Source organism: Streptomyces atratus, assembly GCF_040655115.1.
Classification (GTDB): domain Bacteria; phylum Actinomycetota; class Actinomycetes; order Streptomycetales; family Streptomycetaceae; genus Streptomyces; species Streptomyces atratus_D.
Map to the genome: position 1 here is coordinate 110124 of NZ_JBFAJH010000010.1, position 12515 is coordinate 122638.

At 68.3% G+C, this 12515-nt stretch carries 10 protein-coding genes, 2 tRNA genes and 5 pseudogenes; 10 read left to right on the top strand and 7 right to left on the bottom strand.

What is annotated here, in order from left to right; genetic code table 11:
* The first annotated feature begins 280 nt into the window (after positions 1–280).
* Together sigJ and AB0I23_RS14740 are read left to right on the top strand one after the other, a co-directional pair.
* The gene (gene sigJ, locus AB0I23_RS14735) at positions 281–1225 is read left to right on the top strand and encodes an RNA polymerase sigma factor SigJ (RefSeq protein WP_359109571.1); all 945 of its coding nucleotides are present in this window, start codon (positions 281–283) and stop codon (positions 1223–1225) included.
* Positions 1226–1318: 93 nt separating this feature from the next.
* Positions 1319–2515, top strand: coding sequence for an NAD(P)/FAD-dependent oxidoreductase (locus tag AB0I23_RS14740; RefSeq protein ID WP_359109572.1), 1197 nt, complete (start codon positions 1319–1321; stop codon positions 2513–2515).
* A gap of 368 nt (positions 2516–2883) precedes the next feature.
* Here the strand turns inward: AB0I23_RS14740 and AB0I23_RS14745 are convergent, their stop codons facing one another.
* Together AB0I23_RS14745 and AB0I23_RS14750 are read right to left on the bottom strand one after the other, a co-directional pair.
* Positions 2884–4041, bottom strand: a complete 1158-nt coding sequence (locus AB0I23_RS14745) for a hypothetical protein (RefSeq protein WP_359109573.1) — start codon at positions 4039–4041, stop codon at positions 2884–2886.
* A 280-nt stretch (positions 4042–4321) separates the two neighbouring features.
* A complete protein-coding gene (locus AB0I23_RS14750) occupies positions 4322–4999 on the bottom strand; it encodes a GAP family protein (RefSeq protein ID WP_359109574.1) in 678 nt (225 codons plus the stop codon).
* A gap of 441 nt (positions 5000–5440) precedes the next feature.
* Between AB0I23_RS14750 and AB0I23_RS14755 the strand changes: the two genes are divergently transcribed.
* The 4 genes and pseudogenes from AB0I23_RS14755 to AB0I23_RS14770 form a co-directional block, all read left to right on the top strand.
* On the top strand, positions 5441–6031 hold the full coding sequence (locus AB0I23_RS14755) for a hypothetical protein (protein WP_359109575.1): 591 nt from the start codon (positions 5441–5443) through the stop codon (positions 6029–6031).
* A 115-nt stretch (positions 6032–6146) separates the two neighbouring features.
* The gene (locus AB0I23_RS14760) at positions 6147–7499 is read left to right on the top strand and encodes a Dyp-type peroxidase (protein WP_359109576.1); all 1353 of its coding nucleotides are present in this window, start codon (positions 6147–6149) and stop codon (positions 7497–7499) included.
* Between the two features lie 55 nt (positions 7500–7554).
* The gene (locus tag AB0I23_RS14765; RefSeq protein ID WP_359109577.1) at positions 7555–8685 is read left to right on the top strand and encodes a catalase family protein; all 1131 of its coding nucleotides are present in this window, start codon (positions 7555–7557) and stop codon (positions 8683–8685) included.
* A 22-nt stretch (positions 8686–8707) separates the two neighbouring features.
* Positions 8708–9137, top strand: a pseudogene (locus tag AB0I23_RS14770) (NUDIX hydrolase); the annotation flags it as partial.
* On the opposite strand, the pseudogene AB0I23_RS14775 reads toward AB0I23_RS14770, so the two are convergent.
* Positions 9115–9309 (bottom strand): annotated as a pseudogene (locus AB0I23_RS14775) (hypothetical protein); the annotation flags it as partial. The pseudogenes AB0I23_RS14770 and AB0I23_RS14775 sit on opposite strands and share 23 nt — an antisense overlap.
* A gap of 65 nt (positions 9310–9374) precedes the next feature.
* Here AB0I23_RS14775 and AB0I23_RS14780 point away from each other — a divergent pair.
* A pseudogene (locus AB0I23_RS14780) lies at positions 9375–9536 on the top strand (DUF3631 domain-containing protein); the annotation flags it as partial.
* A gap of 370 nt (positions 9537–9906) precedes the next feature.
* Positions 9907–10104, top strand: a complete 198-nt coding sequence (locus AB0I23_RS14785) for a helix-turn-helix domain-containing protein (RefSeq protein WP_359109578.1) — start codon at positions 9907–9909, stop codon at positions 10102–10104.
* A gap of 159 nt (positions 10105–10263) precedes the next feature.
* Here the strand turns inward: AB0I23_RS14785 and AB0I23_RS14790 are convergent, their stop codons facing one another.
* On the bottom strand, positions 10264–10539 hold the full coding sequence (locus tag AB0I23_RS14790) for a helix-turn-helix domain-containing protein (RefSeq protein WP_359109580.1): 276 nt from the start codon (positions 10537–10539) through the stop codon (positions 10264–10266).
* Between the two features lie 62 nt (positions 10540–10601).
* Between AB0I23_RS14790 and AB0I23_RS14795 the strand changes: the two are divergent.
* A pseudogene (locus tag AB0I23_RS14795) lies at positions 10602–10742 on the top strand (type I methionyl aminopeptidase); the annotation flags it as partial.
* 70 nt (positions 10743–10812) lie between these two features.
* On the opposite strand, the pseudogene AB0I23_RS14800 reads toward AB0I23_RS14795, so the two are convergent.
* The 3 genes and pseudogenes from AB0I23_RS14800 to AB0I23_RS14810 form a co-directional block, all read right to left on the bottom strand.
* Positions 10813–11361, bottom strand: a pseudogene (locus AB0I23_RS14800) (HAD family hydrolase); the annotation flags it as partial.
* Between the two features lie 64 nt (positions 11362–11425).
* Positions 11426–11498, bottom strand: a tRNA-Arg gene (locus AB0I23_RS14805).
* 205 nt (positions 11499–11703) lie between these two features.
* Positions 11704–11794 (bottom strand) — tRNA-Ser (locus tag AB0I23_RS14810).
* A 197-nt stretch (positions 11795–11991) separates the two neighbouring features.
* Between AB0I23_RS14810 and AB0I23_RS14815 the strand changes: the two genes are divergently transcribed.
* A complete protein-coding gene (locus tag AB0I23_RS14815; RefSeq protein WP_359109581.1) occupies positions 11992–12471 on the top strand; it encodes an SSI family serine proteinase inhibitor in 480 nt (159 codons plus the stop codon).
* The last annotated feature ends 44 nt before the right edge of the window (positions 12472–12515 follow it).

Here is a 12515-nt window from a genome sequence, read left to right on the forward strand (position 1 = left end):
GCCGAACAGCACCGGTCGAGCAGCGCATGGACGCAGCCCACGGTCCGTCGCGCGCTGCGAGAGCCAGTGCCCCTCCCGGCAAGCTTTGCCCCGTCACGCCGCCCAGCACGCACGCTCGCTGCGTTGGCCAAAAACCCTGGTAGCTCCTTCCCCAAGCTCTCAACTCCGTTCGAGCAGGGGAGACCCCATTCCAAGGGCTTCCGGCCGCCTTGCGATCGCACGCACTGGACGACGCTCCTTCCGGGCAAACATTGCCGGTCACGGCACTAGGATCCGGGCCATGGCTCTGACCATGAACGACATGGACCGGTTCGAGGCCTCCATGCCCCGCCTGGAGGCCATCGCCTACCGCCTCCTCGGCTCCGCGAGCGATGCCGAGGACGCCGTGCAGGACACGTTCCTGCGCTGGCAGGCCGCCGACATCGACCGCATCGAGGTCCCCGAGGCCTGGCTGACGAAGGTCCTCACCAACCTGTGCCTCAGCCAGCTCACCTCGGCCCGCGCCCGGCGCGAGACCTATGTGGGCCACTGGCTGCCCGAGCCGCTGCTCGCCGGGGACCCGATGCTCGGCCCGGCCGACACCGCCGAGCAGCGTGAATCCGTCTCGTACGCGGTCCTCGCCCTCATGGAGCGCCTCTCCCCCAACGAGCGGGTGGTGTACGTGCTGCGGGAGGCCTTCGACCACCCGCACCGGCAGATCGCGGAGATCCTCGACATCACCGAGGCCGCCAGCCAGCAGATCCTCCACCGCGCCAAGAAGCACGTCGCGGACAGCAAGGCCCGCAACGAGATCGACGAGGCCGCCGCCCGGCGGATCGTCGAGGAGTTCCTCGCGGCCGCCACCAGCGGCCGGACCGAGCCGCTCGTGCGGCTGCTCACCGAAGACGCCATCTCGATCGGCGACGGCGGCGGGAAGGTCCCGGCCAGCGCCAAGGCGTTCGAGGGCGCCCTCGCGGTCGCCACATTCATGCGGGGCCTGTTCAAGCCCGGCAAGGCCAAGCGCGCCATCGTCGGCGGCTCCCCCGGGATCTACGCCACGACCGCCAACGGCACCCCCGCCCTCGTGGCTGTCTTCGACGGCCGGGTCATCGGCGTCATGTGCCTGGAGGTCACCGCCGAGGGCATCACCGCCTTCCGCAACCAGGTCAACCCCGACAAGCTCGAACGCGCGACCCAGCGGTGGGCGGCCGCCGACCACGGGGAACCCCTGCTCAACATCTTCTGACCGCGATGTGAGGTGCTTCACATCGCGTTCTTGTCAGGAAACAGCGGGCTGCCCGGTTCAGGTGGCGAACCCGCGCGAGACAGGAGCAGGGAAATGCAGCACCGAATCATCGTCCTCGGAGCCGGATACACCGGAGCCTTCGCCGCCGGTCGCCTCGCAAAGCGGCTGCGCCGCGAGGACGTCGCCATCACCCTCGTCAACGCCGAGCCCGACTTCGTCGAGCGCGTCCGGATGCACCAGCTGGCGGTCGGCCAGAACCTCAAGCCCCGGCCCTTCAGCGAGATGTTCGCGGGCACCGGCGTCGAACTGAAGCTCGCGAAGGTCACCCGTGTCGACGTCGGCCGCAAGACTGTCGCCGTCATCGACGCGAACGGCGCCGAGGAGCTCGAGTACGACAGTCTCGTGTACGCCCTCGGCAGCGGCTGGAACACCCAAGGCGTCCCCGGCACCGCCGAGCACGCCCACGAGATCACCGGCCGCCCCGGAGCGCTGCGGCTGCGCAAGCGCCTGGCCGGCCTGGATGCCGGACAGCCCGTAGTCGTCGTCGGCGGCGGCCTCACCGGCCTGGAGGCCGCGACCGAGATCGCCGAGGCCCGCCCGGACCTCGGTATCGCCCTCGTCGCCCGCGGCGGGCTCGGCGACTGGCTCGCGCCCAAAGGCCGCCGGCACCTGCGGAAGGTCTTCGACGAGCTCGGCGTCACCGTGCACGAGCACACCGCCGTCACCGGCGTGGAGGCCGACCGCGTCACCACCGCCGACGGCACGTCCGTCCCGGCCGCGGTCACCGTGTGGACCACCGGCTTCGCGGTCCACCCGATCGCGAAGGCCACCGCTCTGGAGGTCACCGGCACAGGCCGGATCGTGGTCGACGGGACCATGCGCTCGGTCTCGCACCCGGACGTGTACGCCATCGGCGACGCGGCCATGGCCATGGGCCCAGGCGGCAAGCCGCTGCGGATGTCGTGCGCCTCGGGCACCCCCACCGCGTGGCAGGCCGCCGACGCCATCGCGGCACGCCTGACCGGCGGGAAGCTCCCGAACGCGCCGCTCCGCTACTTCAACCAGTGCATCTCACTGGGCCGCAGGGAAGGCGTGATCCAGTACGTCACCGCCGACGACCGCGCCGTCCGGGCGGCCCTGACCGGACGGCTCGCCGCCGTCTACAAGGAGCTGGTCTGCAAAGGCGCGACCTGGGGCGTCGCCAACCCGACGTTCGGGATGCCGACCCGGCGCCGCCGCGTCGTGCAGGAGCGGGCCCGGGCGGGCTCGGCCGTCAAGGCGTCGGCCTGACCCGGCCGTGCTTCTGCGGGCCTTGGACGACAACTCGGGCCCCGGCCCGGACAGGTGGGTGAAGCCGCGCAGGTCGGCCGCCACAGCCACGGGGCCTCGGGGCCTCGGGGCCTCGGGCACAGCGAAGGGTCACTGCGGATTCCGGCTCGCCGATTCGAACTGGGCGCTCGCCCTGGCCTCCTGGCCTCAGCTCCCTTTTGCTCCACAGCTCGTCAACACTGCCGTCAACGCAAAAGCCGGAGGCCCTCAGGATTTCTCCTGGGGGCCTCCGGCCTGCTGTGCACTCGGCAGGATTCGAACCTGCAACCTTCTGATCCGTAGTTCCATGCGGATCGGTCGCCGGCGGTCATACCGGTTGCGCTGAGGTCCTACAGGCACACCGCCGACCGGGAGCGGGGGCCCCGGTACTCATAGGTGCGCGCGTCGGCGGGCAGCGGGTCGCAGACGGTGACGTAGGCCGGGTCGAAGCGCGGGTCGTAGGCCCGGTGCAGGACGGCCGACCAGGTGTCCGTCCCCGCCTCGCGGCGCTCGATCTCGAAGCCGGTGAAGTCGCGGATCGGGGCCCGCGTGTAGTCGTTGGCGGTCGCCCGGATGCCTCCCTCGCAGGAGCCGACGAGGAGTTCGGGGGCGTAGGCCGGGGCGATGCCGTCGGGGATGTTGAGCCAGAGCTCGTTGGTGGCGTAGGCGACGAGCCGGTCCGGGTTGTAGGTGGTGGTGCCGCCATCGTTGGTGACGAGGATGCGGTAGTGGCGGGCCTCGCCGTCGGCGACGATCTGAGCGGTGGTCCAGGTATTGCCGGTGGTGGTGCCGAGCGGGACCCACTTCCAGTAGCCGTTCACCTTGTCGTTGCTCAGGACCGTGTAGTGGTCGAAGTGCGGCTCGGTGTTGAGGGGCCACTTCAAAGTGACCTTGCCGGTCGCCTTGTCGTACGCGCCGGTCACGGAGGCGACGATCGGCAGGGGGCGGACGATGGTGTCCGTGCTGCCCGACGAGGTGCTGCCCGCCTTGTCCTTGGCGCGGACCTCGTAGTAGTAGGGCGTGCGGTCGTCGGGGTTCACCAGGGGGTCGGTGTAACTGCGGGCGGTGGTCGTGGTGACCTTCGTCCAGGTGCTGGAGCCGACGGGCCGCCGGTAGAGGGAGTAACTCGCCAGGTCCATCTCCTTGTTGGCGGACCAGGAGACGGTCGCCCGGCGGGTCGTGGTGTTGTAGGCGGTCTTCACGCCGGTGGGGGCGAGTGGCTTCGTCTTGTACGTGGCCGACGTCCGGGGCGTGTACGTGTACTTGACCTTCGCGGCGCCGGTCCAGTTCACGTAGTCGACGCGGAGGGTGTGCTTGCCGGAGGGGACGGTGAGGTTGAGGCTCGTGGAGCGGGCGGTGTCACCGGTGCCGTACCACATGTCGATCTGGCGGTAGCCGTCCACGTAGACGCGGACGCCGTCGGTGGCGGAGACGGTGAACGTGAAGGGGCCGCCGGAGCCGAAGTCGCGGGTCACCGACCGGCGGACACCGAAGTTGTTCGACGGCACGCCGGAGGCCGGGCTGTCGCGATGCCCTGCGGGCGGCCCTGACCCACGCGGTCGCCGAGGAGGAGATCAGCCAGAACGTCGCTTCCGTCGTGAAGGTGGCACCACTCCGTGAGCCCCGGCGGCCTCCTGCTCCGATCGCTCAGGTCAGCGGCCGTGCGCGCCTGCGTGCCGCCGTTGCTGTCACGGCTGCCGTCAGCTCCGAACGGTGGCGCCCCAGCAACGAGCGGAATCCCCCTCCTCCTCGGCGTCTCTGCAGCCGACACTCACCGCTCCTCGGCTGTCAGGAGGTGAGGATGCCGATGCCGTCTCCGAGCAGTTTCAACCCGAGAACGAAGAACAGGACCGCCATGACGACGACGTTGTGCCGCGCAGCCCAGTCTTTCCAGTTGCCGAGCGTGGTCTTCGCTCGCTCTCCCCCGAGCAGGAAGACTCCCAGTGGGGCCAGCAGGCCGAGGGTGGCGATCAGGACGAAGATTGCCAGCGATGCGATCTGCTGCCCAACCGGCTGTCCGGCTGAGCCGATCGCGGCGCCCGCGGCGATGGTCAGCGGGGCGTTCTTGGCGTTGAGCGCGGCCAGGGCCAGTCCGAGTGCGAAGACCTTGACCGGCGTGAGGCGGTCGATCGCGCCCATCCACTTCGGCAGCTGGGCTTGCGAGGGATCCTTCGGGCGCCGGTGCCACTGCCGGGCGCCGAAGAGGACGAGGAACAAGCCCAGCGCGAGCTTGAGAGCTCCCACCCAGGTGGCCGGGTGATTGTGGGCGGAGGCACCTGCGGGGGAGGCGATCGCGAGCATCACCGCGCCCAGTACCGAGAGTCCCAGGATCCAGCCGACGGTGAAGAGGACTCCGTTGAGACGTCCCCGAGGCGTGGCGAGTATGAGGATGATTGCGATGATCGGGAGCGGGCTGATCGCGACGGCGGCCGCGAAACCCAGCACGTCACCGAGAACTGCGCCCATGGTTGCCTCCGTGTGGGGGTCAGGGTGGCGATCAAGGTGAGCAGGGCCTGGCGGAAGCGGGTGCCCCGACCGCCTGAGCGGCGCAACGGGTTGTCCTGCGATCGACTGCGCCGCTGTCTTCACGGGCACGGGGAAGTGGCTGCCCGAGAAGGGTGACGGCGACGTACTCGGCACGTCCCGGTTCCATCTTCCTGCGCCTGGCCGGATCTGTCCTCGGGGGCTCCTCAGGACGCGAGGACCCCGGGTATTGGCCTGCCGCACCCGTGCTGGACCCCGCCAGTGCCGGAGCTTCCCGGGAATCCGTCCCAGCTGAGCACATCGCCCAGGGGCGAAGATGCGAGGCAGCGCATCCGCCGTGAGGATTGATATGCGGGGGCGATGGCGCCTCATGCTCGGGCGCTTGGCGACCTTCCCACCGATCCGTGGCAGGAGAATCTCACGATGACTGCGACGACAGGTGCAACCCAATCAGCTCACCCCGAGCGCCCGGGCAGGTCGGATGGGGTCTGCAGCGAGTTCACCGTCTTTACCAAGATCAAGCCCGGCGAGGCCGATGCGCTGCGTAAGGATCTCTCCACGCTCGCCGACGCGGCGGATGACGAGAAGGTCCATGCGGCGGTGCGCCAGATCGGCACCCTGCATGACGCACGGCACGTGATCTTCGACAACGACACCCGGTTCATGTTCGCCAGCGTCTTCGACGGCTCCTGGGACACCTACATCGACGACTTCGCACAGACGGTGGTCGGGTCCCGCTTCGACCAGGTCTTCTCGCACAGCGAAGGGTTTCCCGGCGTCACCGATCCAGGGGCGAAGGACTGGTTCGTCGCGCACCAGGAACCCGCGGGGGTCTTCGTCAGCGCCTATCCCGACCTGACCGTTCAGCAGATCTACAAGGACCAGCGCGTGGACGACGCGTTCCAGGCGGTGCTGGACACCCCCGAGTTCCGGGCGGCGCTGGACAACCCGGCGAACGCCGAGTTGGTGGCCACCCCGGCCTTCCAGAAGCTGCTGGAGGAAGCCTCGGCCTAGAACCAGGACACAACCAACCCTCAGAGCCGACCCCACATCTGTGGTCCGCGTCGGCGGGCGCGGACCAGTCGCTGCCGGGGCTGTCCAGGCAGAGACCGATGTGGAGGCACAAATCATGAATGCGACGGCAAGCAGCAGCGCGGCCGGCGTGCGCGTCGAGATCGACGACGTCCAGAGCGGGGCACTGCGTCCACGGCCCGTGCCCTACGTGGGAAAGTTCATCTTCCTGCGCGTCGATGACCGCCACGCCGGGCGCGCCCTGCTACGGCGGCTGCTCCCGGTGACCTCAAGTGGCCTGCCCAGCGCGGACCGGAGCCAGGACGCCTGGGTGGCTGTGGCATTCACCTACCAGGGTCTGAGGGCCCTGGGGGTGCCCCCGGAGTCGCTGGACAGCTTTCCACGAGCGTTTCGTGAGGGCATGGCCGCTCGGGCAGAGCTGATCGGCGACGTGGGCGAGAGTGCACCGGCCCACTGGGAGGCACCGTTCGGAACGGGCGATGTCCACATCGCGGTGAGCGCCCTCTCCTCAGATACGGCACAGCTGGACGAGGAGCTGGAAGGGGCCCGTGTCGCCTACGAGGACACGCCCGGTGTCCAAGTGATCTGGCAGCAGGAGGTCCACCAGCTCCCGACCGGGCGCACCACCTTCGGCTTCCGTGACGGCATCAGCCATCCGAACATCGAGGGCGTCGGACTGCCCGGCTCCAACCCGCAGGAAGCCCCCATCAAGGCCGGCGAGTTCATCCTCGGGTACCCCGACGAAACCGGCAGCCCGCCGCCCATGCCGAGCCCCGATGTGCTAGGGCGCAACGGCACCTACGCGGCCGTACGCAAGGTCCACACCAACGTGGCGGCATGGCGCCGTTACCTGCGCGCGAACAGCTCCAGCGCCGAGGAGGAGGCGCTCCTGGCGGCGAAGATGGTCGGGCGCTGGCCCAGCGGGGCGCCGCTGACGCTGACCCCGGAGCACGATGATCCGGAGCTGGCGGCCGATCCGCACCGCGTCAACAACTTCCTGTACCGGGAGAACGACGACCGAGGGTTCCGGTGCCCCGCCGGTGCGCACATCCGGCGCACCAACCCCCGCGATTCCACCATCATCGGCGACGCGCGGATGCACCGTCTCATCCGCCGCGGCACCACCTACGGCCCGCCGCTACCGGAGGGCGTGCTGGAGGACGACGGTGTCGACCGGGGCCTGGTCGGAGTCTTCCTCGGGGCCCATCTGGAACGGCAGTTTGAGTTCATCAAGGCCGAGTGGGTCAACGACGGCAACTTCATCGGCTATCCCGGCGAGAAGGATCCGGTAGCCGGGCATCACGGCGGAACCGGGAGCGTCACCATCCCCGAGAAGCCGGTCCGGCGTCGCCTGCAGAATCTGCCCAGCTTTGTGGTCACCCGCGGCGGTGAGTACTGCTTCGTGCCGGGTCTGCGTGCCCTGCGCTGGCTCGCGGAACTGGAGGACTGAGGGCAGTTCCTGCCCCCTGAGATCCGATCACGCTCTCCGAGGAAAGGTCGAGGTCATGGCAGCACAGTTCGTCCGCTACACGCCGGACGTCGAAGACGACGATCCGCACTTCGACCAGAACCTGCAGACGGTGATTGAAAGAACCGAGAGCTACATCGCCGAGTCGGTCAAGGCCGGTGGCACCGGCCGGGCCCTCCGGGACGCCCATGCCAAGGGCTACGGGCTGGTCCGGGGGGAAGTGAAGATCCTGGACGGGCTTCCCCCCGAGTACGCCCAAGGCATCTACGCGACGCCGGGAACCCACGATGCGCTCATCCGCTTCTCCAACGGCTCGCCTCACGCCGGAGCCGACGCGCGACTGGGCGCGGCCGCCGGACTGGCCCTGAAGATGTTCGACATCCCCGGCCCGACCCTGCTGGAAGACGAACCGGGCACGGGCACATTCGACTACGCCAACATCAACGGACCGATCTTCTTCTGCAACACAGTCGAGCACTACCTGTTCATCCAGGAATTGTTCCTGAACGCGCCGGCCTACTTCTCCCAGGGCCGACCCGGCGCGCGTCGTTTCTTCACCGATTTCGTGACCGGAAAGGGAACGCTGGACCAGGGCAACTGGGCGTGGGACGAGTTCCTGGCCTTCCTGCGCCTGTCAAAGACCCCTCCGGCAAACCTGCTGCTGTCGAGCTACTGGACGATGGGCGCGGTCCGGCACGGGGACTACATCGCCAAGGTGCGCATCACCCCCGACCCGCTCTTCGCCGCCGCAGTGGTCCGGCGCGACGTCGATCCGGCCTCGGGGACGGAGGTCTTCCGACCGACCCTGCAGGCCGAGTTGCAGGAGCGGCCCTACGCCTTCGACATCCAGGTCCAGCTCTGCACCGACCTGGAGCGGATGCCGGTGGAGGACACCACCGTCGAGTGGCCCGAGCAGCTCTCGCCGTCCGTCACCGTGGCCAAGTTGCGGCTGCCGCAGCAGGACATCTCCGGCCCGGAAAATCTGGAGAAGATGGACGCGCTGTCCTTCACGCCCTGGAGGGTCACCGCCGAGCACGCGCCCCTGGGCAACATCATGCGGGCCCGCAAGGAGGTCTACCGGCGATCCTCCATCGAGCGCCACAAGCTCAACCAGCAGCCGCGCACAGAGCCGCGCAGCGCCGACGAGGTACTCGGCCCGGCCCAGTGAAGCCGACCGAAATGACGGCAGGCCTGACGGGCGCAGGTGGGAGTACCACGTTGTTCGCCTCCGGCACCTGGCTGTGGCCGCTGTCGTCAATGATCACCAAGAGGTCTTGATGGTGTGGCGGCATCGCTTCATCACGGACTCGTGGGCCTGGGAGTTGCCCATGGGCCTGATCGAGGACGGCGAGTCCCCGGAGAAGGCGGCGGCCCGCGAAGTGCTGGAAGAGACGGGCTGGCGCCCTGGCCCCATCAAGCCCCTGATCTACGCCGGGCCGGCCAACGGGATCACTGACTCGCAGCACCATGTCTTCCGCGCCGATGGCGCGACCTACGCCGGGCCGCCCACGGAGAAGAACGAGTCCGATCGCATCGAGTGGGATCGACCGCCGGGAGATCGTGAGCAGTGGATCGCTCGTCGGTCTGCTGTACCTGCTCATGGACGAAGCGATCCGCTGACCGGTGGGAGGAGTTCCCGTAGCCGTGCCTCGAAGGCCAGGGCTACGTGTGCGGTGCCAACTGGTCGTAGAACTTCCTGAGATGGCCTGACAGTCGCTCCAGGCCACCGCCGATGCGGGCTCCAGCGCTTGGTAGCGGTGTGGCATGCCTGGTCGAGCCTGCCCCGGTCAAGTTCCCGGTTGCCGAGGGTGACGTGCGCGAAGGCTTCGCGCATCGACAGCACGGACAGGCCCCAAGCCCATCGCCGCCCGCAACATCAAAACCGGCGGCAGCGTCATGAAGGGCTACTACGCCACCGACCTCAACGACGCGTGGCAGCGGTACTGCCCTCCCCCCGTTGAAAGTCCGCTACTTCCGCTACCTCCGCTACCACCCAGCTCAGAGGCCCTTTCCAGCTAGCGGCAAGCCGCTACCCATCCGCTACCCGCACCACCTTGCCGCTACCGGCCCGATGGCTCACCGCACCGGCCGGTAGCGGCTTGACGCTGAACGGTTAGCGGGAGAGGACGTCGAAGAGGAGAGCACCGACCATCCATAGCGGGATCGCGAGAACAACGAGCAGCCCAGCCAGACAACCAGACGTTGTCAGTCGGGCACCGGTTCTCGCATGGTCGTCGCTCTCCCGCATGTCGGCATTCAACCGACTTCTATCCGCTACCGCTACCCCTATCCGCTACCTCGATCATGCCCCTGACCAGGGCGGTAGCGGAGGTAGCGGACCTGACAGGAAGGGGCCCGGTGCCCCTCGCTGCCCCAGGAAGGCATGCCCATGAGCACCGCCACTCCCGCAGTCGAAGCGTCCGTCACAGTCCCCGAAGTGATGGCTGCGCTCCAGCTCAGCCGCAGCAAGGTCTACGACCTTCTGCGCACAGGACAGCTCCGGAGTTTTACCGCCGGCCGATCCCGCCGCATCCCCGTGGCCGAGATCGCCGCGTTCGTCCGCAATCAACTTGAGGAGAGCTGCTGATGGCTAAGTGGTCGGCTCTCGAAGTCCTTCGGGGGTTGACCTGAGGGTCCGAGCCGTGCCGAGAATGCAGCGTCGACCTGGTGCCATGCGGCGAAGGTCGGCACTCCCGTGCCATGTCGGGAACATCCGCCTTTCGGTCGGCTGCAGGTCTCCTGACGTTCACGCAGACATGGCCTGGCTACCGCCGTAGGCATCCTCTGCGCAGGCTGTGGCCAGGTCATCCAGCGATATGTCCAGTGCATGGGCCAGGGCCGCCACGGTGAACAGGGCCGGGGTCGGGGCTCGACCGGTCTCGATCTTGCGGAGTGTCTCCGCGGACACCCCGGCCGCCGCTGCCACGTCCACCAAACTGCGGTCACCGCGGGCCTCGCGGAGCAGGGCCCCGAACCGCTCTCCGCGTTGCCGCTCTCGCGGACTCAAAGGAACTCTCACCATGTCCGTGATACTAATACCGGTATAAGTATTGGATAGCGTCGCGTCGCAGGGAGTCACGACACATGGTGGAGATCAAGACCGACACGGCACTGGAGGCGATGCGTGAAGCCGGACGCGTCGTGGCCCATGCTCTCGCAGCCGCCCGCGAAGCGGCATCCGTGGGGGTTCGCCTGCGCGAGCTCGACGAAGCCGCCCGCACCGTGCGCATAGCGTGACGTCGACTCCGCGTGCGTCAGCAGCCGTAATGAGGGAGTGCGGGTTCGGTTTCATGAGCCCCGGCTGATTCGCGGGGCGACCCACCACCTCCAGCACATGCCCCGTCAGACCGTGCCGATCCAGGAATACCCGAACGCACTCGGCGGAGTTGTTACTCACCACAGCTATCTTCCGCCCCGTCACCCGAACCGCTTCCAGCGCAGCGACCGCCCCCGGCGTGGGCTCCCCCGCCACCCCGACTGCTTCAATCTCGGCAGCGGTGAGAGCGCGCTCCACCTCCATCCCCATCTCTGGGTCGGCCTCGTGTGTGAGTCGAAGGACTTCGAGAGGGTCATCCGTCCCGTTCAGCTTCCCGCTGAGACCGGGTTCGCCCTTGGCGGCTAGCTTGGCCAGTTCCCTTGCGACCTCTCTCGCGGGGCGGCCGGCGAACACGTCGCACAGCGGGCCGTCGAAGTCGAAGAACACTGCCGCAGTGTCGGCCAGAGCTGCGCTGAGGTGGTCAATTTCCATCGAGATCGAATCCCCTCGCGATGGTCTCCCAGACGCTGTCGAACCACATGCGAGCCTGCTGGACCTGCTGTGCACCGCTGGGCGAATCGCTGTCATTGACCGAGTGGACGGGCAACGGCAGAGGCCCCCTGGATTTCTCCTGAGGGCCTCTGGCTTGCTGTGCACTCGGCAGGATTCGAACCTGCAACCTTCTGATCCGTAGTCAGATGCTCTATCCGTTAAGCTACGAGTGCTTGGCGTTCCGGGCTTTTCTGCCTGGTCGGCGTTGCGGGAACAACATTACATGACCTGCGCCGTCACGCGAAATCCATTACCCAAACCGCCCCTGAGCTGCGGAAACACCATGCTGGACCATCTCCGCACGCACCTTCGCGGCCCCACTCCGCACCCGGATACGACTGAAGCCCCGGCCAGTGGCACGGGGCTTCAGCGATCAAGCGGAGGCGGAGGGATTTGAACCCTCGATGGGCTTTAAGACCCAAACCGCATTAGCAGTGCGGCGCCATAGACCGGACTAGGCGACGCCTCCAGCACACCCCGCGCGGACGCGAGTGGTGCGTGCAGATGATGACACAGCTGAGCGCTGCCTCACCAATCGCTGCCTACGGTACTAGGCCGTCGGCCGCCAGGGCAAAGCCTTCGGGTTGCGCAACGCCGGGGCATGCGGAGCGTTAGTGATGTCGGGGGCACCGTCTCGCCGTCTTCCACACGCCCACAGGAGCTCGCATGCTGCGCCGCCTCGCGCTCACCGCTGTCACATCCTTTGCCGTCCTGTCCGCCGCCACACCGGCCGCGACCGCTGTCACCGGCCACCTGCCGCTGCCCCTTCCGTTGCCGGTACCGGGGCTCCAGGGCGACGACGCCACCCGGAAGACCCAGCTGACGGTCACGGTCTCGGATTCCGGAGACCGCACCGCCGACGGCGTGTACGAACTGAAGTGCCTCCCCTCCGGCGGCAGCCATCCGGTGGCGCACCAGGCGTGCGACCGGCTCGCGGAGCTGGCGGAGCCCGCGGGTGACGGCAGGAACCCCTTCCGCGCGGTGCCCGCGGACACCATGTGCACCCAGCAGTTCGGCGGATCGGCCACGGCCAGGGTCACCGGAACCTGGCACGGGCAGCGTGTCGACGCAGCCTTCGACCGGACCGACGGCTGCGAGATCGCACGCTGGAACAACCTGCGGCCGGTGCTCCCGAATGTCCGCTGACCCGGGGTGGCCGGGACCGTCACCGGACACGTCAGGGGCAGGGG

Coding starts and splice junctions, on each gene's coding strand:
- sigJ (WP_359109571.1), top strand. CDS start 281: ATGGCTCTGACCATGAACGACATGGACCGGTTCGAGGCCTCCATGCCC.
- AB0I23_RS14740 (WP_359109572.1), top strand. CDS start 1,319: ATGCAGCACCGAATCATCGTCCTCGGAGCCGGATACACCGGAGCCTTC.
- AB0I23_RS14750 (WP_359109574.1), bottom strand. CDS start 4,999: ATGGGCGCAGTTCTCGGTGACGTGCTGGGTTTCGCGGCCGCCGTCGCG.
- AB0I23_RS14755 (WP_359109575.1), top strand. CDS start 5,441: ATGACTGCGACGACAGGTGCAACCCAATCAGCTCACCCCGAGCGCCCG.
- AB0I23_RS14760 (WP_359109576.1), top strand. CDS start 6,147: ATGAATGCGACGGCAAGCAGCAGCGCGGCCGGCGTGCGCGTCGAGATC.
- AB0I23_RS14765 (WP_359109577.1), top strand. CDS start 7,555: ATGGCAGCACAGTTCGTCCGCTACACGCCGGACGTCGAAGACGACGAT.
- AB0I23_RS14785 (WP_359109578.1), top strand. CDS start 9,907: ATGAGCACCGCCACTCCCGCAGTCGAAGCGTCCGTCACAGTCCCCGAA.
- AB0I23_RS14790 (WP_359109580.1), bottom strand. CDS start 10,539: ATGGTGAGAGTTCCTTTGAGTCCGCGAGAGCGGCAACGCGGAGAGCGG.
- AB0I23_RS14815 (WP_359109581.1), top strand. CDS start 11,992: ATGCTGCGCCGCCTCGCGCTCACCGCTGTCACATCCTTTGCCGTCCTG.